17 protein-coding genes are annotated in these 19,955 nt (G+C 72.9%); 10 read left to right on the top strand and 7 right to left on the bottom strand.

Annotated features, from left to right (window positions below):
* Positions 1 to 21 precede the first annotated feature (21 nt).
* Genes CP967_RS01605 through CP967_RS01615 form a run of 3 tightly spaced genes read right to left on the bottom strand, consistent with a single transcriptional unit; the run spans position 22 to position 3,346 of the window.
* Positions 22 to 1,170: an acyl-CoA dehydrogenase family protein gene (locus CP967_RS01605; RefSeq protein WP_150486186.1), complete on the bottom strand. Its 1,149-nt coding sequence runs from the start codon at positions 1,168 to 1,170 to the stop codon at positions 22 to 24.
* Positions 1,167 to 2,192, bottom strand: a complete 1,026-nt coding sequence (locus tag CP967_RS01610; protein WP_150486187.1) for an LLM class F420-dependent oxidoreductase — start codon at positions 2,190 to 2,192, stop codon at positions 1,167 to 1,169. Before CP967_RS01610 ends, CP967_RS01605 begins: the two co-directional genes overlap by 4 nt.
* Entirely contained in the window at positions 2,192 to 3,346 is a 1,155-nt protein-coding gene (locus CP967_RS01615) for a CaiB/BaiF CoA transferase family protein (protein ID WP_150486188.1), read from the bottom strand. Before CP967_RS01615 ends, CP967_RS01610 begins: the two co-directional genes overlap by 1 nt.
* A gap of 261 nt (positions 3,347 to 3,607) precedes the next feature.
* Here CP967_RS01615 and CP967_RS01620 point away from each other — a divergent pair, with 261 nt between their 5' ends.
* The 4 genes from CP967_RS01620 to CP967_RS01635 all read left to right on the top strand — a co-directional run bounded on the left by CP967_RS01620 (position 3,608) and on the right by CP967_RS01635 (position 7,429).
* The gene (locus CP967_RS01620) at positions 3,608 to 4,330 is read left to right on the top strand and encodes a TetR/AcrR family transcriptional regulator (RefSeq protein ID WP_150486189.1); all 723 of its coding nucleotides are present in this window, start codon (positions 3,608 to 3,610) and stop codon (positions 4,328 to 4,330) included.
* A 95-nt stretch (positions 4,331 to 4,425) separates the two neighbouring features.
* Positions 4,426 to 4,935, top strand: coding sequence for a DUF4334 domain-containing protein (locus CP967_RS01625; RefSeq protein ID WP_150486190.1), 510 nt, complete (start codon positions 4,426 to 4,428; stop codon positions 4,933 to 4,935).
* Positions 4,932 to 6,023: an NAD(P)-dependent alcohol dehydrogenase gene (locus tag CP967_RS01630; protein ID WP_150486191.1), complete on the top strand. Its 1,092-nt coding sequence runs from the start codon at positions 4,932 to 4,934 to the stop codon at positions 6,021 to 6,023. Before CP967_RS01625 ends, CP967_RS01630 begins: the two co-directional genes overlap by 4 nt.
* Before the next feature lie 221 nt (positions 6,024 to 6,244).
* The gene (locus tag CP967_RS01635; protein WP_150486192.1) at positions 6,245 to 7,429 is read left to right on the top strand and encodes a TetR/AcrR family transcriptional regulator; all 1,185 of its coding nucleotides are present in this window, start codon (positions 6,245 to 6,247) and stop codon (positions 7,427 to 7,429) included.
* A 113-nt stretch (positions 7,430 to 7,542) separates the two neighbouring features.
* On the opposite strand, the gene CP967_RS01640 is transcribed toward CP967_RS01635, so the two are convergent.
* Both CP967_RS01640 and CP967_RS01645 read right to left on the bottom strand, forming a co-directional pair.
* Positions 7,543 to 8,742 carry an oxygenase MpaB family protein gene (locus CP967_RS01640; RefSeq protein WP_150486193.1) on the bottom strand — a complete coding sequence of 400 codons (1,200 nt, stop codon included), beginning with the start codon at positions 8,740 to 8,742 and terminating at the stop codon, positions 7,543 to 7,545.
* Between the two features lie 445 nt (positions 8,743 to 9,187).
* Positions 9,188 to 10,618 (bottom strand): aminotransferase-like domain-containing protein, encoded by a 1,431-nt coding sequence (locus CP967_RS01645; protein ID WP_150486194.1) that lies wholly within the window; start codon positions 10,616 to 10,618, stop codon positions 9,188 to 9,190.
* Between the two features lie 261 nt (positions 10,619 to 10,879).
* On the opposite strand from CP967_RS01645, the gene CP967_RS01650 reads away from it, so the two are divergent.
* Both CP967_RS01650 and CP967_RS01655 read left to right on the top strand, forming a co-directional pair.
* Positions 10,880 to 11,848, top strand: coding sequence for a PhzF family phenazine biosynthesis protein (locus CP967_RS01650; RefSeq protein ID WP_229888589.1), 969 nt, complete (start codon positions 10,880 to 10,882; stop codon positions 11,846 to 11,848).
* A gap of 9 nt (positions 11,849 to 11,857) precedes the next feature.
* Positions 11,858 to 12,829 (top strand): ornithine cyclodeaminase family protein, encoded by a 972-nt coding sequence (locus CP967_RS01655; protein WP_150486195.1) that lies wholly within the window; start codon positions 11,858 to 11,860, stop codon positions 12,827 to 12,829.
* A gap of 135 nt (positions 12,830 to 12,964) precedes the next feature.
* On the opposite strand, the gene CP967_RS01660 is transcribed toward CP967_RS01655, so the two are convergent.
* Positions 12,965 to 13,723 carry a DeoR/GlpR family DNA-binding transcription regulator gene (locus CP967_RS01660; RefSeq protein ID WP_167535306.1) on the bottom strand — a complete coding sequence of 253 codons (759 nt, stop codon included), beginning with the start codon at positions 13,721 to 13,723 and terminating at the stop codon, positions 12,965 to 12,967.
* 48 nt (positions 13,724 to 13,771) lie between these two features.
* Between CP967_RS01660 and CP967_RS01665 the strand changes: the two genes are divergently transcribed.
* The 4 genes from CP967_RS01665 (at position 13,772) to CP967_RS01680 (ending at position 17,541) form a co-directional block, all read left to right on the top strand.
* Positions 13,772 to 14,155, top strand: coding sequence for a DUF4406 domain-containing protein (locus CP967_RS01665; protein ID WP_167535307.1), 384 nt, complete (start codon positions 13,772 to 13,774; stop codon positions 14,153 to 14,155).
* Positions 14,152 to 14,850 carry an NUDIX domain-containing protein gene (locus CP967_RS01670; protein ID WP_150486196.1) on the top strand — a complete coding sequence of 233 codons (699 nt, stop codon included), beginning with the start codon at positions 14,152 to 14,154 and terminating at the stop codon, positions 14,848 to 14,850. Before CP967_RS01665 ends, CP967_RS01670 begins: the two co-directional genes overlap by 4 nt.
* A gap of 678 nt (positions 14,851 to 15,528) precedes the next feature.
* Positions 15,529 to 16,551: an acetylxylan esterase gene (locus tag CP967_RS01675; protein ID WP_150486197.1), complete on the top strand. Its 1,023-nt coding sequence runs from the start codon at positions 15,529 to 15,531 to the stop codon at positions 16,549 to 16,551.
* A gap of 201 nt (positions 16,552 to 16,752) precedes the next feature.
* Positions 16,753 to 17,541, top strand: a complete 789-nt coding sequence (locus CP967_RS01680) for an IclR family transcriptional regulator (protein ID WP_150486198.1) — start codon at positions 16,753 to 16,755, stop codon at positions 17,539 to 17,541.
* A 58-nt stretch (positions 17,542 to 17,599) separates the two neighbouring features.
* Here the strand turns inward: CP967_RS01680 and CP967_RS01685 are convergent, their stop codons facing one another.
* Positions 17,600 to 19,909 carry an FAD-dependent oxidoreductase gene (locus tag CP967_RS01685; protein WP_150486199.1) on the bottom strand — a complete coding sequence of 770 codons (2,310 nt, stop codon included), beginning with the start codon at positions 19,907 to 19,909 and terminating at the stop codon, positions 17,600 to 17,602.
* Between the last annotated feature and the right edge of the window lie 46 nt (positions 19,910 to 19,955).

Consider the following 19,955-nt stretch of genomic DNA (forward strand, 5'->3'; position numbering starts at 1 on the left):
AAAAGGGTGGGCAGGAAGAGGTCAGCCGAGCAGGGAGCGGCCGATGATCTCCTTCATGATCTCGGTCGTCCCGCCGTAGATGGTCTGGATGCGGCCGTCGGTGAAAGCCCTGGCGACCCGGTACTCACTCATGTAGCCGTAACCGCCGTGCAGTTGCAGACAACGGTCGGCGACCCGCTTCTGCAGCTCCGTCGCCCACCACTTGGCCATCGAGGCATGGACCGCGTCCAGAGCCCCCTCGGAGTGGTCGGTAACACACCGGTCCAGGAAAGCCCGCGTGACAGCACACTCGGTGGCCATCTCCGCGATCTCGAAACGCACATGCTGCAACTTCGCCAGCGGACGCCCGAAAGCCTCACGCTCCTTCACGTACCGCGTGGTGATCTCCAGGATCTCCTCGGCCGCGGCGGCGGCACCGACCGCGATGGCCAGCCGTTCCTGGGCCAAGTTGGCCATCAGGCAGGAGAAAGCGCGGTTCTCCTCGCCCAGCAGGTTCTCCTTGGGGACGCGTACGTCGTCGAAGAAGAGTTCGGCGGTGTCCTGGGCCTTCTGGCCGATCTTGTCGAGGTTGCGGCCGCGGGTGAAGCCCTCGGCCCCGCGCTCGACGACAAGCAGGCTCTGCCCGCCGCTGCCGCCTTCGGGGGTGGTGCGGGCGACCACGACGACGAGGTCGGCGAGGATGCCGTTGGAGATGAAGGTCTTCGTGCCGTTGAGCAGCCAGTGGTCGCCCCGGTCCTCGGCGGTGGTACGGATGCCCTGGAGGTCGGAGCCCGCCCCCGGTTCCGTCATGGCGATGGCGGTGACGGTCTCGCCGCTGCAGAAGCCGGGCAGCCAGCGGCGCTTCTGCTCCTCGGTGGCGAGGGTGGTGAGGTACGGCCCGACGATGTCGTTGTGCAGGCTCAGGGCCGGACCGGAGGCGCCGGCGCGGGCGAACTCCTCGATGAGGACCGCGCTGTAGCGGAAGTCGCCGTTGCCTCCGCCGCCGTACTCCTCCCCGACCGCCATCCCCAGCAGACCCTGGCGGCCCGCCGCCCGCCACATCGCGCGGTCGACGACGCCTTCCCGTTCCCAGCGTTCGTGGTGCGGGGCGACCTCCTTGGCGAGGAAGGCGCGCACCGTCTCACGGAAGGCCTCGTGGTCGGGGCCGTACAGGTGTCGTTCCGGTGTCACAGCCAGCTCCTCACGCGCTCGATCAGCCGGGCGGGGTCGGGGCCGACGGGAGTGACGTTGAGCATGGACACGCCCGCCTCGCGGAAGACCTCGACGCGGTCACGGACATAGCCCTCGGGGCCGGCCAGGCAGAGCTGCTCCAGCAGTTCGGCCGGTACGGCGGCCTCCGCCTCCTTCCTGCGGCCCGCGAGGTAGTGCTCCTGGACGGCGGCTGCTTCGGCCTCGTAGCCGTAGGAGCAGATCAGGTCGTGGTAGAAGTTGCGGCCGGGCGCGCCCATGCCTCCGACGTAGAGGGCGACGGTGGGGCGCATCAGGTCGCGGACCGTCTCGGCGTCGTCGCCGATGGCCAGCAGTCCGCCCGCCACGACCGAGAGCGGGCCGAGAGCGGGATCGCGCTCGGCGGTGCCCTCGGCCAGGGAGCGGCCCCAGACCTCGGCGGCGTGTTCGGGGACGTAGAGGAACGGCAGCCATCCGTCGGCGATCTCGGCGGTCATCCGGACGTTGGCCGGGCCCAGCGCGGCGACGTAGACCGGGATGGTGTCGCGGACCGGGTGGTTCAGCAGCTTCAGCGGCTTGCCGAGGGTGCCGCCCTTCTCCGGCGGCAGGGGCAGGTCGGTGATGCCGTGGTGTTCGATCACCTCGCGCCGCCAGATCCGCCGGGACAGCTCGACCACCTCGCGGGTGCGGCCCAGCGGGCGGTCGTAGCGGCGGCCGTGCCAGCCCTCGACGACCTGGGGGCCGGAGGCGCCGATGCCGAGGAGGGCGCGGCCGCCGCTGAGGGCGTCGAGTCCGGCCGCGGTCTGGGCGATCAGCGCGGGGGTGCGCGAGTAGACGTTGAGGACGGCCGAGCCGATCCGCATCCGTTCGGTCCTCGCGGCGAGGTATCCCAGGACCGTCGGGGAGTCGAAGCCGTATGCCTCGGCCACCCAGACGGCGTCGAGGCCCGCGGACTCCAGGGCGGCGGCCCGGTCCGCGGCGGCACGCGGATCACCGGCGTAGGTCAGGGGTGAGGACAGTTCCATCAGCGGTGGCCCTTCAGCAGTTCGGGTACGTCCCAGTCGCGGGCCACGTCCGGGGTGTGCGCGCCGGGGACGGCGGGGGGCAGCCGGAGGGTGCCGGGGGTACGGGAGAAGCGGGGGGCGGGGGCGGGCTGGGTGGTGCCGTACGCCTCGGTGTAGGTGCCGCGCCCGGTCAGGTGCGGGTGGCCGGCCGCCTCGCGCAGCGAGAGCACGGGCGCGACGCAGGCGTCGGTGCCTTCGAAGACGGCCGTCCACTCCTCGCGGCCGGCGGCCTTGAACCGGGTGGCGAACCGGTCCCGCAGCCCGGGCCAGTTACCCGGGTCGGTACGGTCCGGCAGCTCCTCGCCGTCCAGGCCCAGCAGGGAGACGAACACCGTGTAGAACTGCGGTTCCAGGGCGCCGACCGCCATCCAGCCGCCGTCGGCGGTCTCGTAGACGCCGTAGTAGGGGCAGCCGCCGTCGAGCAGGTTGCGGCCGCGGGTGTCCTGCCAGGTGCCCTCGGCGAGCATGCCCCAGAACATGGTGGTGAGGTGTGCGGTGCCGTCCACGATCGCGGCGTCCACCACCTGGCCGCGGCCGGTGGCGCGTGCGGTGAGCAGCGCGGCGAGGACGCCGGTGGCCAGGTAGAGGGAGCCGCCGGCGTAGTCGCCGAGCAGGTTGACGGGGAGGGCTGGCGGTCCGTCCGGCGCACCGATCATGGACAGGGCCCCGGCGGTGGCGATGTAACCGATGTCGTGTCCGGCCCGGGGCGCGAGGGGTCCTCGCTGGCCCCAGCCGGTCATACGGCCGTACACCAGCGCGGGGTTGACGGCCGCGCACTCCTCCGGGCCGACCCCGAGCCGCTCCGCGACACCGGGCCGGTACCCCTCCACCAGGATCTCCGCGCGGGCCGCCAGCGCCCTCACGGTCTCCGGTCCTCCGGGTGACTTGAGGTCGACCAGGACGGAGCGCTTGTTGCGGTTGGTCACGTCGTGGGCGGGGTCACCGCCGAGCGGTGAGGGGCCGGGGCGGTCCACGCGCACCACATCGGCGCCCAGGTCGGCGAGCAGCATCGCGGCGAACGGGCCGGGGCCGATACCCGCCAGCTCGACCACGCGCACACCGTCCAGCGGGCCCGCCACGCCGCGGCCGGGAGGATCGGGTGAGTGATGGCTCATGGGTTCCTCTCTCGGTGCACGGCGGACCCGCCGCCGCTCGACCGGGGCCTTACTGAGCGTTCGCTAAGAACGTAGGAGTGCACCGACGTTCGGTCAACTCCCTGCGTTGGAAGAGTTTTTACGGATCCCGTCCGGGAAGTGGGACCGGCCACGGCATCGGTTGCCACATTTTCCTGAACGATCGCTAAGCTGGTGACAGGAGTTGTTCGGAACGCGCGGCCGTACGATGTCGCCGATCGCCGCCCACCCCGAGGAGAGCCGTTGAGCACCGAGCCGAGCCAGGACACCACTCCCCCGGCCGAGCACTGGCGCTCCTACGGGCCGCTCGGTCTGCACCCGATCCTGGTCCACGCCATGGAGGCCTTCAACGAGCAGGGTTACCACGGTGCTTCGGTGCGCGACATCGCCGCCCGGGTCGGCGTCACCGTGCCCGCGCTGTACTACCACTACGAGAACAAGCAGGCGCTGCTGGCAACGCTGCTGGAGACGTCCATCAAGGACGTCCTGGACCGCTGCCGGGCCGCGGCCGGGGAGGCCGGGGACGATCCGCTGGCCCGGTTCTGCGGCATGGTCGAGTCGATCGTGCTCTACATGACCCACCGCCAGGGGCTGGCCTTCCTGGACACCGAGATCCGCAGCCTGGAGCCGCAGAACCGGGCCCGCTACGTCGCCCTGCGCGACTACCTCCAGCACACGCTGCTGGACACGGTCGAAGCGGGCCGCGCCCGGGGGGTGTTCACCACGCCGATCCCGGCCGACGCGGTGCGCTCGGTGCTCATCATGTGCCAGGGGGTCGCCAACTGGTTCCGCGCGGACGGTCCGCTCACCGCGGAGGAGGTCGCCGAACGCCATGTGCTGCTGAGCCTCGGCACCGTGGGCCATCCCGGCGTGGTCACCGGGGACCTGGCGCTCCCGTTCCCACGGCGTCCGGCCCACGGGCGGGCCCTCGCACCCCGGGGCCCCGCCCCGCGAACCGCCCGGTGACGCTGCGGGGCACCCGTGACCCGCCCGGTCCGCAGGCGCCGGCGGCATCCTGACGTTCTCCCTGACGAGTCCCGTACCGACGAGAGGAAACCCGCATGGACGTGACCGAGGCCCGCGCCAGGTTCCACGAGCTCCGGAAGGAGGACGGTCCGGTCCCCTCCGCCGAACTCGACGAGATCTGGGCGGTGGTGGCCACCGTCCGTCCCGAGGACATCCTCGGCGAGTGGAAGGGCGGCGAGTTCCGTACCGGCCATCCTCTCGAAGGCATGCTGGCGAAGGCCGGCTGGTACGGCAAGTCGTTCGTCACCGTGCACGACGCCAAGCCGCTGATCTGCCGGAACGCGGAGGGCGAGCTGTACTCCAACCTCGAACTCGGCCAGGGTGAGGCAAGCCTGTGGACCGTCGAGTTCCGTGGCGAGCCGACGGCCACCATGGTCTACGACGGCCGGCCGGTCCTGGACCACTTCAAGCAGGTGGACGACACCACGCTGATGGGGATCATGAACACCAAGGGGGTCCCTGCCGAGGGCCCCTTCTACTACTTCTTCCTGGAGCGCGTTCCCGGGCCGGCGCACGAGGGCCCGCGTGCCGGAGAGGGCGCGTGAGACGCGTCCGCGCGGCGGTCACCGAGGCTCCGGGCGCGCCGTTCACCGTACGGGACGCGGATCTCGGCGCCCCGCGGCCGCGCGAGGTGCTGGTGAGGATGACGGCGGCCGGCGTCTGCCACACCGATCTGGGGATGCGGGACACCTGGCCCCGCCGACTCACCCCGATGGTCTTCGGCCACGAGGGCGCCGGGCGGGTGGAGGCGGTCGGCGCGGAGGTGACCGGTGTCGCTCCGGGCGACCAGGTCTGTCTCACCTTCGCCAGCTGCGGTGTCTGCGAGCAGTGCGCGGCGGACCATCCGGCCTACTGCCACGCCGCGCAGGCTCTGAACTTCTCCGGGGGGCGCGGCGACGGCACCACTCCGCTCTCTCTCGGCGGCGCTCCGCTCCACGCCGGGTTCTTCGGCCAGTCCAGCTTCGCCACGTACGCCGTCGTCCACGAACGCGGTGTGGTGAAGGTGCCCGGTGACCTGCCGGCCCAGGTCGTCGCGCCGCTGGGGTGCGGCGGCCAGACGGGCGCGGGAACCGTGCTCAACCGGCTGCGCCCCAGGCCGGGTTCCTCCCTGGTCGTCCTCGGCGCGGGCGGGGTCGGGCTGAGCGCGCTGATGGCCGCGGTGGCCGTGGGCTGCGACCCGGTGGTGGCCGTCGACCCGGTCGCCTCCCGCCGCGCCCTGGCCGTCGGACTCGGTGCCGGGGCGGCCCTGCCTCCCGGGGAGGGGCTGGTGGCGGCGGTACGCGACCTCACCGGCGGCGGTGCGCACCACGTCATCGACACCACCGGCCGCGCGGAGATGATTCGCCGGGCCGTCGGCGCGTTGCGCCCGCGTGGTGAACTCGCCCTGCTCGGCCTCGGCGGTGAGGTGACGTTCGACGTGATGGGTCTGCTGGCCAAAGGCGTCCGCGTCCACGGGGTGATCGAGGGCGACTCCGACCCCGGCCGCTTCGTCCCGGAGCTGATCGGCCTGTACAGGCGCGGCCTCTTCCCGGTCGACCGGCTGGTCACCACGTTCCCGTTCGAGGAGATCGGCGCGGCCGTGGCCGCCATGCGGGACGGCAGCGTGGTCAAGCCGGTACTCACCTTCGCCTGACCTGCCACCGGCGTCACGGCCGCCCTTGTACCGGGAGCGGTCGTACCGGGTGGCCGGGATACCTGGATACCGGGACGCCGGGATACCGGGACGCCGGTGGCAGGTTCCAGCCGTTCGCACCGTACCGGGCGGAGAGCGGGGAAGTGATCCGGGAATCACGTCCCGGGCGGTCCGTGCCGAGGGAGCCCGGTCTCCTGACGGTGTGTGATTGACTGATTCACATGGCCCCCGCCCCCGCTTCCGCCCGTTCGGCCGCGACCTCGGCCTCCAGGCCCCGCAACCGCAAGCAGCTCATCGTCGAGGCGGCCGGCCGGGTCTTCAGCGAGCGCGGTTACCACACGGCGTCCATGGAGGAGATCGCCGCCGGGGTGGGGATCACCGCGGCGGCCCTGTACCGGCATTTCCCCAACAAGTACGCGCTGTTCGCCGAGTGCGCCGACGTCATGGTGGACGGGCTGGCCGCCGCCCTCGACGAGGTGCCGCCCGGGGCGGCCCTGACGGATGTGCTCACCGCCGTCACCCGGGTCACCGTCGCACATCGCGCGTCGGGCGGCGTCTACCGGTGGGAGGCCCGCTACCTCAGCCACGAGGACCGGCGGCGCCTCAAGGTGAAGTTCGGCCGCCTCGTCGGGCGGGTCGACGAGGCGGTGCAGAGGGAGCGGCCCCTGGCCGACGGGCGGTTGCGGGCCGTGGCGGCCCTCGGCGCGATCGGTTCCGTCACGATGCATCGCACCTCCATCGCCCAGCGCCGGGCCGAGAGCCTGCTGCTGGCGTCCGCGCTGCGCGTGGCCGCGACCGATCCCGCTGCAGGCCGGGTGGGCACGCTCCCCGTCGAACTGCCCGCCCAGCCGGTGCCGCGCACGCGGCGCGCACAGATCCTGGCGGCCTCCGTCCCCCTGTTCGCCCGGGACGGGTTCGCCAGTGTCACGAACGGGCAGATCGCGGAGGCGGTGGGGCTGACGCCGTCCGCGCTCTACCGCCACTACCCCGGCAAGCTGGACATCCTGGTGGCGGCGTGCCTCCAGGCGGCGGCGCTGCTGGCCCAGGGGGTGGAGCGGAGTCTGCACGAGGTGGCCGGCCCGTACGACGCCGTCGTCGCGCTGGCGTCGACGTATGTGGCCTACTGCTTCGAGCACACCGAGCTCAACAGTGTCGCCGAGGCGGAGGTCGCCGGTCTGCCGGCCGGTCTGCGGCGGCCCCTGGTCCTCGCGCAACGGGAGCACATCGCCGTATGGGAACAGCAGTTGCTGCTGGCCCGCCCGGAGCTGGACCCGCGCCAGGCCAGGGTGCTGGTGCACGCGGGGTTCGGTGTGGCGGTCGAGGCGGGGCGCCGGCTGCGATGGCAGGACGGCCCCGGCCCGCGTGCGGCCGTGACCGCTCTGCTCGTAGGTGCCCTGGGTCTCTGACACGGCCGCCGGACCCGGCGCGCGACGGGGGTGCCGGGGCCCCGGCACCCCGGCACCTGGTCCGTGAACCGCCTGCCGCGGAGCGGGCCACGGGCCGGGTCCTGCCCGGCGGCTCAGGCGGCCCTGTTGCCGGTGGGGATCGTGATGGGGGTGGTGCCCCCGGAGGTTCCCTTGTTGAGGAACAGCATGGCCAGGCCGCGCACCAGCTGGTCGAACATGTAGAAGGTGCCGGGCATCACGGGCGACAGTCCTTCGCGGAACAGGATGAACGCCGGCCACGCGGTGCGGACCAGGGCCGCCGACACGTAGTCGCGTTTCAGTCCCAGCCAGTCGCCCACCTCGTCGCTGAGGACGTAGCGCACGAACTCGTTCAGGAACCCGCGTGTGACACCGAGGTCGATCTGCGCGGTCAGACCGAGCAGTTCCTCGGCCAGTGCGATGCCCTCGGTCGACGGTGTGAGGATCGGGGTGAGCACCTGCGCCGACTGCGCCTCCGCGGCCGCCCAGGTCTTGGGGATGTGCTCGTACGGGACACCGAGCAGGTAGATCGCGACCTGCCACGAGTGCAGGAACGCCTCCTGGTCCGCGGCCGGGTACGGGATCTTCCATTCGCGCAGCTTGCGGTGCACATAGGTGCCCAGGCTGTGGAAGGTGACCAGGATGTCGGCGGCGCTGATCGGGATGGTCTCGTCGGCGACCGCCCGCCAGTGCGGCGACTGCGGCAGCAGGTGGCGCACCGCGGCGTGCACCACACGCGTCTTGTTGGCGGTGACGACGAACTGGCCCGTCGGCTTGAACGCTCCCAGCTGGGCCAGGTCGTAGCCGAACGTGAACGTCTTGGCGGCGCGGTCCTGCATGTCCGCGCCGCCCGCGGACCAGTAGACGCTCTTGGCCTCACGCGGGATGACGGTGCTCATGATGCCGCTGCCGAGGCCGTACAGCATGAACAGGTAGGTGTCCTTGCGCCGGTTGAAGTCCGCGGCACGGGCCAGCTTGGCGGGGTCGGCCCAGGAGGGCAGCCGGTTGACCTGCTGAAGGTACGCGGTGAACTCGGCCGGCAGTCCGCCGGGCAGCGGGTCGTTGTTGTTCACCCACGACGCCCACGCGGTGTTGATCGCCGGCACATGACCGTTCTCGAGCATCGAGACCATCAGAGGGTCCGCCAGGTCGTCCCAGATCCACTCCGGACCGGTCCCCGCGCCGGTTCCGGTCACCGACCCCGTCGACGCCCACGCCTGGGCGGGGTTCACCGCACCGGCGAGACCGAGGGCGGCACCGAGGGACAGGATCTTCCTCCTGCTGAGATTTTCCATTGACTTACCTGCTTCCCTGATGGGTCAGCCAGTTGCTAAGCACCTTCGCTGACTTGCCAGTTGTGCGATCAATGTGGGATGAGACGTGTCGCTCAGATGTGATTTTCAATTAACATAGCGAGGTGAGTCACCGTCGGCAATGGTGGTGACCGAGGGCGTGTGAGCAACTTGGCGGACGGTCCGCCGGCCCCTCTCCGGGGCGCCGGTCCCCGGACGCCCGGCGCGGAGCCGGCGTGAGGAACCACCGGCCGGCCCGCGCGGACCGGCCCGGGTACACAGTGCGGTCCGGGTGCGCGGTGCGGTCCGGGTACGCGGTACGGCCCGGCCCGCCCGGAGGGCCACCGGATCCGCGCCGCTCCCCCGCCGGGCCGTGTGCGGCCACCGGGGCGCGGGGCACTGTCGTTCCGGTGCGGCCCTTATGCGCGGGCCGGGTCACGGGAGCCGGTCACCGGGTCTCTTCCAGGGCGGCGTGGGCCTCGGCGAGTCTGTCGACCGCGGTGTCGAGCGCCTCCGGCGGGAGGGTGAAGGGGAACCTCAGCCAGCGGCCGAGCGCGCCGTCGGGAGAGAAGTGGAAGCCCGGCGTGAGCGAGAGGCCGCGGGCGGCGGCGAGAGCGGCGAGCCGGCTGGAGTCGGTGTCATGGAGTTCGAGCCACAGGGACAGACCGCCCTGCGGGACCCGGAAGCGGCACCACGGCAGCCCGGACAGGCGGGATACCAGGTGGTCGCGCTGCAGACGCAGCCGGGCGCGCCGCCGGTCGAGGACCGCCTCCTGGTGTTCCATGAGCCGGGTCGCGACGAGCCGGTCGAACGGCGAGGGGGCGAGAGCGGCCGCGAGAGGAAGCGCCGCCAGGCGGCGGACGACGTCGGGGCGGGCCCGGATCCACCCCACCCGCAGGCCCGGCCACAGGGACTTGCTCAGGGAGCCCACGTACACGGCGTTGCGGTCACCGGCGCCCGTGACCGCGCGGGGAGGCGGGAGGGCGGGCTCGCGCAGGTCGAGGTCCCGCATGGTCTCGTCGAAGACGATCATGGTGTCGTGGGCGCGCAGACGGTGACGGAGCTCTTCCCGGTCCTCGTCCCCCATCAGCAGACCGGTGGGGTTGTGGAAGTCCGGGATCAGATAGGCCAGGGACGGCCGGACCGCCCGGAGGGTGCGGTCGAGGGCGGGGACGTCCCAGCCGCTGGGGGTGAGGGGCTGCGCGATCAGCCTGGCACCGGCGGCACGGAACACGGCGAGCGCACCGGGATAGGTCGGGGAGTCCAGCACGACCCTGCTGCTCCGGCTCAGGTGGGCGGCGGCGAGCAGGTTCAGTGCCGCGTCGGCGCCGCTGGTCAGCAGGAGGTGCTCGCTGTGGACCGCGACCCCCCGGGCGCGGTGGGCGTCGGCGATGGCGGTGTGCAGCGGCGACGGCCCGTCCCCGCCGGCGGTGCCGTGCAGAAGGGTGGCGGGCAGGGTGTCGGCCGCGGCGTGTACGGCCCGCAGCAGCTCGTCGAACGGCGCCGCGGGCTCCGCCACGGTCAGGTCGAGGGCCGTGCCGTCCCTGCCCGCCCGGCCCCGGTCGCTGTCCCACGGCGAGAGGCGGTCACGCAGCCGGGGCGGCAGGGAGGTGGTACTGCCGGAGCCCGTCCGGGTGGTGATCAGCTGTTCGGCCCGCAGGATCTGGTAGCACGCCGTCACGGTGCCCCTCGCGACCCCGAGTTCACCGGCGAGGAGGCGTTCGGCGGGAAGCCGCGACTCCAACGGCAGCCGGCCGTCATGGACGGCCTTCTCCACGGCGACGGCCAGCCGCTCCGCGAGCGGGCCGGTGCCGGCGCGCCAGTCGCCGAGCAGCCGGGGGAACCGCGACGCCGGGACGTGTCGCACAGAGCGGTTCATCCGGGGCCTCTCGTTCGGATCGTGCCGGGCCGGCGGGCCCGCCGCCGCACCTCGTGGCGCCGCCGCTCCCCGCCACGGCTCCCTCACGGCCTTCTTCTCCGCCGCAAGGCCTCGCCGGACCGGAAGGCACCCCCTCGCCGGGATCTTCTTGCCCGCTTCTGCCTGTTCCTGCCTGTTTCCCTCCCCTGCGGGGAGATCTCCTGGGCCACTTTACCGGGATTGGACCATGACCAGACGGTCTGTCCCTCCTAGCCTCGACCTGTGACCATCCACCACCACACCCATCCGGAAGCCCATCCGCCCTTGGGCTATCGGCATGTCGACGTGTTCGCCGGCAAGGCGTTCACCGGCAACAGCCTCGCCGTCTTCCCCGAGAGCCCGGGCCTGTCCTCCGCCCGGATGCTCGCGATCAGCCAGGAACTCCGGCACTTCGAAACGATCTTCCTGAGCGGCGCGAAGGTGCCGGGAGAGGCGGGAGGGGCCGGGGAACCGGGAGGTCCGGGGGAGCCGGGAGAAGTCCACGCCCGGGTGTTCGACCTCTTCGAGGAACTGCCCTTCGCCGGGCACCCCGTCCTGGGCGCCGCCGCCGTCCTGCACGAGCGCGCCGGAGACCACGAGCACGCCGGAGACGTCGGTGTACGGCACTGGCGGTTCCGGCTGCCCCACAAGACGGTCCCGGTGACCACCCGCCGTACAACCGCCGGGTACCACGCCGCGCTGGACCAGGGGAAGCCGGAATTCCTCGGGTCGGTCCCGGAGCAGGACAGGCCGGAGATCGCAGCGGCCCTGTCCCTGCCGGAAGGGACGCTCGCCGGCCTCCCCCTGGAGGTCGTCTCCACCGGACTGCGCTACCTCATCGTCCCGGTGGTGGGGGGTCTGTCCGGAGCGAGGATCGTCCGCGGCGATTTCGCGGAGCTGATCGCCCGCCACGGGGCGCAGTTCGCCTACCTGGTCGACGTCGAGGCCCTGGAAGGCCGCCACTGGAACAACGACGGCGTTCTGGAGGACGTCGCGACCGGCAGCGCGGCCGGCTGCGCCGGGGCATATCTGGCCCGGCACCGCATCGTGCCGGCCGGGAAGGGGTTCACGCTGCGGCAGGGCCGTTTCACCGGCCGCCCGAGCCTGCTCGACGTCCTCCCGCAAGGCCGGCCCGAGGACCTGCGCAACGTCCGGGTCGGCGGCGAAGTGACCATGGTGGCCAGGGGAATCCTGGACACCCTGCCCGAATGAGGATCTCCCGTGCCCGACTTCCCTCTCCACACCGCTGACCGGATCCGCGCGGCCGTGGGTCTCGCCGATCTGATCGAGCCGACGGCCGAAGCCTTCCGCGCGTTCAGCACCACCGACGGCGCCCAGGCGCCGGTCATGGTGCTCCCCCTGGCCGACGGCGGGGACTCCCACATCAAGGCGGCCCACCTGCCCGGGGGGAGCCACTTCCTCGTCAAGATCGCGAACTGGTTCCCCGGCAACCGGAGGCGCGGTCTGCCCGAGGGCGGCGGGTTCGTAGCCCTCTTCGACGCGAGGAGCGGCGCCGTCACCGCCCTGCTGGAGGACGAGCACCACCTCTCCGATCTCCGCACGGCCGCGGCGGGAGCCGTCTGCGCCCGCGCCCTGGCCCGCCCGGACGCGGCTCGCGCCACCGTTCTGGGGACCGGCAGGCAGGCCGGACTGCAGGCTCACGCACTCACCCTCGTACGTCCGGTCCGGCAGATCAGCGTGTGGGGCCGGGACCACGGCCGGGCGGCCGCCCTCGCCGCCCGCCTGGACCGGGATCTCCCGCACACCGAGGTCGTCGCCACCACGGACCCGGAACAGGCCGTACAGCGGTCCGACATCGTCGTCACCGCGACCGCCGGTCCCGACCCCGTCCTGTTCGGTTCCTGGCTGCGCCCCGGGCAGCACATCACCGCACTCGGCGCCGACGCCCCGGCCAAACGCGAACTCGACGGCGCCGCCCTGCGGCGCGCCACCCGGGTCTTCGCCGACAGCCGGGAACTCGCCCTGCGCTACGGGGACATCCACAGCGCCGTCGCCCGCGGGGAGGTGGGCGAGGACCGTATCGACGGCGAGATCGGCGAGGTCCTGGCCGGCCGGGTCCCCGGCCGCACGGCACCGGACGACATCACGGTCGCCAAGCTCATCGGCATCGGCCCCCAGGACCTCGCCGCCGCGGAGACCGCCCTCGCCCTCCTGGGACGGACCGGGGGATGACCACCACGGGGCGGTCATCCCCCGGCGTTCCGCCACGTCCGCGCACCGGCCGACGGCACCCTCAGCCGGCCGGTCCCCGCCCGCTCGGCGCTTCGTGCCCGGCCGGCCGCTTCGTGCTCAGTCGGACGGTCGTGCTCAGCCGGCCGTCAGGACTTCGACCCCGCGAGCCGTGAGCTGTTCGACCACCGGGTCGTGCGGGGGCCTGTCGGTGATCAGACCGCTGGTCTCCCCCCAGGGGAGGACCCGGAAGCGGGAGGCGGTGCCGATCTTCTCCGAGGAGGCGAGGACGTAGGTGTCCGCGGCACGCGCCGCGAGGGCGCGTTTCATCGCGGCGTCCTCGGCGTCGCCGGTGGTGAGCCCGGCCTCGGGGTGCACACCGGTGACGCCGAGGAGGAAGAGGTCGGCGGAGACGTTCTGCGCGGCCTCGACCGCGGCGGCGCCGCAGGCGACCGCCGAGTGCTTGAAGACACGGCCGCCGAGCATGAAGATCTCCGCCTTCGGGTGATCGAGCAGCGCGGCGGCGACCGGCGGGCTGTGGGTGATCACGGTGCAGGCCAGATCCCGCGGGAGCGCGTGGACGACGGCCAGGGCGGTGGTGCCGCCGTCGAGAATCAGTACGCCGCCGGGCCGCACCAGTCCGGCGGCCACCGAGGCGACCTTCCGCTTGCCGTCCGGGGCCACGGACTGCCGGGCACCGTAGTCCGCCACGGCCGGCGAAACGGGAAGCGCCCCGCCGTAGACCCGTTGGCACAGTCCCTCGCTCGCCAGATCCCGCAGGTCACGCCGGACACTGTCCTCGGAGATCCGCAGCTCCGCGGCGACGTCCTTGGCGACGATCTTGCCCTGGCGGGCGAGCAGGTCCAGCAGGTGGTCACGCCGTTCAGCAGCCAGCATCCGCACTCTCTCCTGTTCTTGCACGTTTCTGCATGTATCGTAGCGCCCATGACCGACACACCCATGCTCATCCTCATCGCCGGCCCCTACCGTTCCGGGACCGACGGTGATCCGCAGGCCATGGCCGCCAACCTCGCACGCCTCGAAGCGGCCGCGTGGCCCGTCTTCGCAGCCGGCCACCTGCCCGTGATCGGTGAATGGATCGCCCTGCCCGTACTGCGCTCAGCCGGCGCGGGTCCCACCGACCCCCTCGCCGACCAGGTCCTCTACCCGGCCGCCGAGCGTCTGCTGGCCCGGTGCGACGCCGTGCTGCGTCTGCCCGGCGACTCCGCCGGAGCCGACCAGGACGTCGCCACCGCGCACCGCCTCGGCCTGCCCGTCTACCACGACCTCGCGGAGATCCCGTCCCTCGCACCGCGGGGGGCCGCGTGAGACCCCGCCCCGGCGTGGACACGCCGGACCATCGCGGCCGGACCGGACTCGACCGGGCCGGGCGCGGTCTCGACCGCAATCCGGACGTCGTGGTCCGGGACGTCGAGCTGACCTCCCGGGGCTGGCACGTCCTGCGCCGCACCACCTTCGACTACCGCCGCCGCGACGGCCGCTGGGAGACGCAGGCACGCGAGACCTACGACCGCGGCAACGGAGCCGTCGTCCTGCCCTACGACACCGGGCGCGGGCGTGTCCTGCTCACCCGCCAGTTCCGCTACCCGGCCTATGTCAACGACCACCCCGACGGGATGCTCGTCGAAGCAGCCGCCGGCCTGCTCGACGCGGACGACCCGTCCACCGCGATCCGCCGGGAGGCCGCCGAGGAACTCGGTGTCTCCCTCGGCCCGCTCACCCACATCCTCGACGCCTACATGAGCCCCGGTTCCGTCACCGAACGGCTCCACTTCTTCGCCGCCCCCTACTCCCCCGCCGACCGGACCGGGACCGGCGGCGGGGTCGCGGAGGAGGGTGAAGACATCGAGGTCCTCGAACTGCCCTTCGCCGAAGCCCTCGCCATGACCCGCGACGGGCGCATCGCCGACGGCAAGACCGTCCTGCTCCTGCAGTGGGCGGCCCTGGACGGGCCCTTCGCCCCACGGCCGGCGGCCATGGACGGCACCGCCCCGCCCCGGTGACCGGGAACCGCCGCCCGGGGCGGCGGACGGCACGGCTTCCCCGGCGGGATGTGGACCGCAGGGACGAGGCCGCCACCGCGGGCACAGCGTGGCCGCACCTCGCGGGGCGGCCTCCCGGCGGCCGTCCCGCCCTCGCCCCGGACCGCCGCACTCCGCGCGGCCGGACCACCGGCCAGTACCGAAGGGGAGTCCGGGCCGGAGCACCCTGCCGCCGCCTGTTGCAGGACACGGGTCAACCGCCGTATGGTCTCGCGGGCGATGATGATCGCGACGGGGGTTCCGCCGGCGGGCATGTGAGGTCCTCGGGCCGATGGCCGGCGACAGAGCGAGGCGAAGCCGTTGTGCACCGATTTCCCGCGCCGGGCGCGGGTCTGCGGACCGGGCCGCGTCAGGCCGGGGTTCCGCGGCCCGCGCAGCGGCCCGGCGGCCGTGGCCGTCCGGCCTGAACCGGGGGACCGGACGGCGGACCGTCGTCGTCCCGCTCCCTTCCGCGCCGGCGCCGCCGGACCGGCCGGCCGCCCTCTTCGTCGAAACAGCCGCCGTGACCGCACCGCGCCCCGCGGGACGTGACCGTCGAGCCGATGGGGCAGGCCCGCCCCGGCAGAACGGGGCACGCCCTGCCGGGGACCGCTCAGCGGAGGCGTGCCGGTCACTTCGTACACCGAACAAGGAGAGATCTTGTCCACCCATCCGCTCACGCCGGACGGCAGTGAACTCAGCCCGCTCCCCCACGATTTCCCCTTCGATCCGACCCACGGATACGATCTGCCGCGCCTCCTCGCGGTGGAGGCCCCGCCCGGCCCGGACGACTTCGCCGGCTTCTGGCGGGAGCGCTACGCGAGTGCGCTGCGCGTCGATCCGGCGCCCCGGATCGAGGGCCCGTGGACCACGGTGGACGGCGTGCGGGTCGCGGACATCTCGTACACGTCCGCCGACGGCGTCCGTATCGGCGGGTGGCTGACCGTCCCCGCCGACGGCCCCGTCACGCAGGGCTGTGTGGCGACCCACGGATACGGGGGCCGCGCGGCCCCGGACCCCCGGCAGCCCCCGCCGGGTACCGCGACCATCTGGCCCTGCCTGCGCGGCCTCGGAACACGGAGCCTGCTGCCCGGCGTTCCCTCGAATTCGGCGGGGCACGTGCTGCACGGCATCGGCTCCCGGGAGTCGTACCTCATAGGCGGGTGCGTGGCGGATGTCTGGTGCGCGGCCACCGCACTGCGGCGGCTGGTGCCGGAGGCCGGCGGACGGCTGACGTACCTGGGCACGAGTTTCGGCGGCGGCATCGGTGCGCTGGCTCTCCCCTGGGACGACCGTTTCCATGCCGCCGGCCTCACGGTGCCGACCTTCGGGAACCATCCGCTGCGGGTGACGCTGCCGTGCACGGGCAGCGGGGAGTCGGTGCGTACGCGGCTCGCCGAGGGGGCCCCGGTGCTGGACGTCCTGGCGTACTTCGACGCCGCGACGGCGGCCCGGCACCTCCGTATCCCCGTTCATGTGGGTGCCGCCCTGTTCGACCCGTCGGTGCCCCCGCCGGGGCAGTTCGCGGTGTACAACGCGCTGGCCGGACCGCGCGAACTCTTCGTCCTGCGGGCGGGACACTTCGACCACCCGGGCGAGCCAGCCGAGACGGCGGCCCTGGAGGAGGCCCAGCGGCGCTTCCTGGCGGGGGCGGGTCCCGTGGTGCCGGGCCCCACCGCCTGACCGCCTCCCGCGCGGCCGGATCCGCCGGGCCGGGACGCTCCGCGATTCCCGCCCCGTGACACGGCAGTTCCGCGACGCCACCGGCGCCCGGCCCGCAGGGCGTCGCGGAACTGTCCCGGTCGCCGATTCCAGGGACGGGGGCCGATCATGCGCGATAGAGTGATGCAGATTGTGCAAGGGATTTGCAGAACGAGGAGGGCCATGGCTACGCGGGCGACTGATGCCGGGACGAACCAGAGCGTCGAACGAGCGGTCTCGGTGCTGCGCGCACTCGACTCCGGCCGGCCCGAACTCCGTGTCTCCGACGTCGCCGAACTCACCGGGCTGGGCTCCTCGACCACCTCCCGCCTGCTGTCCACCCTGGAGCGCCTCGACATGGTCGAACGCGATCCGGTCAGCAACCTCTACCGGCTCAGCCTCGGCCTTCTCCCCCTGGCCGCCACCGCCACCAACCGCCACCCGGTGCACCGGGCCGCCCGCATGGTGCTCCAGGGCCTCGCCACCCGCACCGGGCTCGGGGCCAACGTGGCCGTACGCCGCGGTGGCGAGCTGATGTTCCTGTGCAATTTCGAGGGCACACGCGCCCCCAAGTCCTATACGCAGGCCGGGCACACCGCCCCGCTGCACGCCACGAGCATCGGCAAGTGCCTGCTCACCGGCCTGGCTCCCGAGGAGCGGCGCAGGCTGCTGGGGGACCCGCTCGACGCGCACACCGAGTACACGACCACCAGCCACGACCTCCTCGACGCCGAGATCGACACCGTGCGGCGCACCGGTTACGCCGTAGAGGCCGAGGAGCGCGCCCTGGGCCGCGCGTCCCTGGCCGCGCCCGTCCGGGACGCTTCGGGGGACATCGTCGCCGCCATCTCCCTCTGGGGCCCGACCTCGGTGCTCGGGGACCGTTCCGACGCCGAGCAGCAGCGCCTCGCCCTCGTACGCGAGGTCATCGAGGCCGCCGACGCCATCAGTCAGGCGCTCGGCGCGCTCTGACGCGCACGGCGAAGGTCCGGTGGGGCGGTGCAGCCCCCACCGGACCTTCGCCGTGCGGTCAGGCGCCGTACGCCTTGAAGGCGATCACATGCGCCCGCCGTGCCCCGTGCGTCGCGTCGACCACGAGCCGTAGCGCCCCGGTGCGTACGGGGCCGCCGTCCTCGGCCTCCAGTGCGTGCACCCGGTGGCGGCGCCGGTTGTCCGTCACCGTCAGGAGGGTGTGCCACTCGCCGGCGGCGTCGCGCCCCTGGACGCGGTAGTCGCGTACGAGTTCCGGCATGACCTCGTACGGGGTGCGGTGGCGGTGCAGGTTGTTGAGGTACTCGTCGACGTCGTCGTCGAACACCAGGCGCACCTCGGTGAGTTCCTGCTCTTCGGACCAGTCGAGGCGGAGCCATTCGGCGTCGCCCTCCGGCCCGCCGGTGCCGCCCTCCGGCGCGGAGGACCACATGTGCGGGCCGCCGTAGGGCCGCTGGTATCCGCCCACGGCCCGTTCGGGGCGAAACGCCTCGGTGCCGGGGGCCGCCCGGAAGGCGAAGGTCTGCCGGCGCAGGCCCCGGGCCTGCCATTCCAGGACCAGCTGTCCGTCCTCCTCCGGGATGTCGTGGTCGACGGCCGCATCGCCCTCGGCCTTCCTGCGCAGGGCCAGGACACCGTCGGTGCGTTCGGGGAGGAGGACCAGGGCCGTGTCCTCGCAGGCCCGGACGATGAGGATCGCGTTCTGCGGGCCGTCGGGGCGGTGGCCGAACCGGGCCGTGACCCAGTGGGGGCCGCCGGCCGGGACCGTGACGGTGGTCGTGAGGAGGCGGTCGGCGGGTACCGCGTTCTCGGGGCGGCCCGTGCTCCACAGTTCCACGGTGAGCTCGCGGGGCCGGCCGTCCGGGGCGCCGTGGACGAGGAGGTCGACCGTGTCGAGTGCGGGGTCGACCGGCAGCAGGAGGGCGAGGTCGCGGGTGAGGGGGTACGGTGCGCCGGGCGCGTCCTCCGTGGGTTCGGCGGCCAGCCGGGTCAGGCAGGAGGAGGCCGTGACGCGGGCCGTGCGCGCCAGGTTGCCGGGGTCCTCGTCGGCGAGGCCGATCACGGAGGCGTCCTGGCGCAGCAGGGTGCGGTGCACCAGTTCCATTCGTCCGGTGGCGAGTTCCCGCGGCGTGAGGCCCTCGGCGACGCACAGGGCCGCGGCGGTGCCCGCGGCCTCGCCGAGCGTCGCGCAGGTGGCCATGACGCGGGTGGCCCCGAAAGCGATGTGGGTGGCGGAGATGTTGCGTCCGGCGAAGTGCAGGTTGGTGACGTTCGCCGAGTACAGGGAGCGCAGCGGGATGTGGAAGACGCCGTCCGCGTAGCGCTGGCGCGCGCCGGGCTCGTCGGCGTACATGCCCTGTACGGGGTGGAGGTCGACCGACCAGCCGCCGAAGGCGATCCGGTCCTCGAACCGGCGCTGCTGGAGGATGTCCTGCTGGGTGAGGACGTAATCGCCGAGGAAGCGGCGGTACTCGCGCTTGCCGGGGAGGCTGCCGACCCATTCCAGGGTGAGGTTCGCCGCGTCCGGGAACTGGCCGGAGTTCTTGATGTGGTCCCAGACGCCCATGATCACGGCCTGGAGTTCGTCGCGGATACGCTCGTTGTCGTGGACGGTGTCGAGTTCGCCGCCCCACTCGATCCACCAGTAGTCGCAGCCGTTGTCCCCGGTGCGCAGGATGCGGTTGCGCAGGATGGGTGTGGTCGACAGGTCCTTGGCGTAGGAGGGCGGCACGAACTTCACCGGCCGGCCCGCGTCCCTGCTGTGGAAGAGGATCGTCGAGCCGAGCAGCGCCCGGTCCGCCTCCGGCGGCGCCCAGGGCTCGTCGAACTCGGTCCGGGCCTCGCGGCCTATGCGGTAGCGGGCACCGGCGAGGTGGCCGAGCAGGCCGTCCCCGGTGCAGTCGAGGAACTGGCGCGCGTGGAAGGTGATGCGGCGCTCCGAGCCCATCATCCAGCCGGTGCAGGAGTGCACCTCCCGGCTGTCGTCGGGGCCGCTCGCGTCGACCTCGCGTACGTCGGTGTTGAGGTAGAGGTCGATGTTCGGTTCGGCGCGGACGGCGTCGAGGACGACCTGGTCCCAGTAGTAGGGGTTGCCCTCCGGGTTGCGGTACTGGTTCTCGGTGTACAGCTCGCCCATGATCCCGGTCTCCCGGGCCCAGCGGTGCACGCCGTGTGCGGTGGCACCGCAGACCCAGACGCGGATCTCGCTGCTGGCGTTGCCGCCCAGGACGGGCCGGTTGTTGACCAGGGCGACGCGTCGGCCGAGCCGGGCCGCGGCGATGGCCGCGCAGGTCCCCGCCAGTCCACCGCCGATCACGGCGATGTCGTAATGGACCTCTTCTTCCCGCACGGTGCGGCCTCCTTGGTGTGAAGCTCGGATACTCCCCGCCACAGCG

The organism is Streptomyces nitrosporeus (genome assembly GCF_008704555.1).
In the GTDB taxonomy this organism is placed as follows: Bacteria; Actinomycetota; Actinomycetes; order Streptomycetales; family Streptomycetaceae; genus Streptomyces; species Streptomyces nitrosporeus.

Bases quoted from the DNA above. Each gene is read 5' to 3' on its own strand.
- CP967_RS01660 (WP_167535306.1), bottom strand. From the start codon at position 13,723: ATGCTGGCTGCTGAACGGCGTGACCACCTGCTGGACCTGCTCGCCCGC.
- CP967_RS01645 (WP_150486194.1), bottom strand. From the start codon at position 10,618: ATGAACCGCTCTGTGCGACACGTCCCGGCGTCGCGGTTCCCCCGGCTG.
- CP967_RS01635 (WP_150486192.1), top strand. From the start codon at position 6,245: ATGGCCCCCGCCCCCGCTTCCGCCCGTTCGGCCGCGACCTCGGCCTCC.
- CP967_RS01610 (WP_150486187.1), bottom strand. From the start codon at position 2,192: ATGGAACTGTCCTCACCCCTGACCTACGCCGGTGATCCGCGTGCCGCC.
- CP967_RS01625 (WP_150486190.1), top strand. From the start codon at position 4,426: ATGGACGTGACCGAGGCCCGCGCCAGGTTCCACGAGCTCCGGAAGGAG.
- CP967_RS01615 (WP_150486188.1), bottom strand. From the start codon at position 3,346: ATGAGCCATCACTCACCCGATCCTCCCGGCCGCGGCGTGGCGGGCCCG.
- CP967_RS01640 (WP_150486193.1), bottom strand. From the start codon at position 8,742: ATGGAAAATCTCAGCAGGAGGAAGATCCTGTCCCTCGGTGCCGCCCTC.
- CP967_RS01665 (WP_167535307.1), top strand. From the start codon at position 13,772: ATGACCGACACACCCATGCTCATCCTCATCGCCGGCCCCTACCGTTCC.
- CP967_RS01680 (WP_150486198.1), top strand. From the start codon at position 16,753: ATGGCTACGCGGGCGACTGATGCCGGGACGAACCAGAGCGTCGAACGA.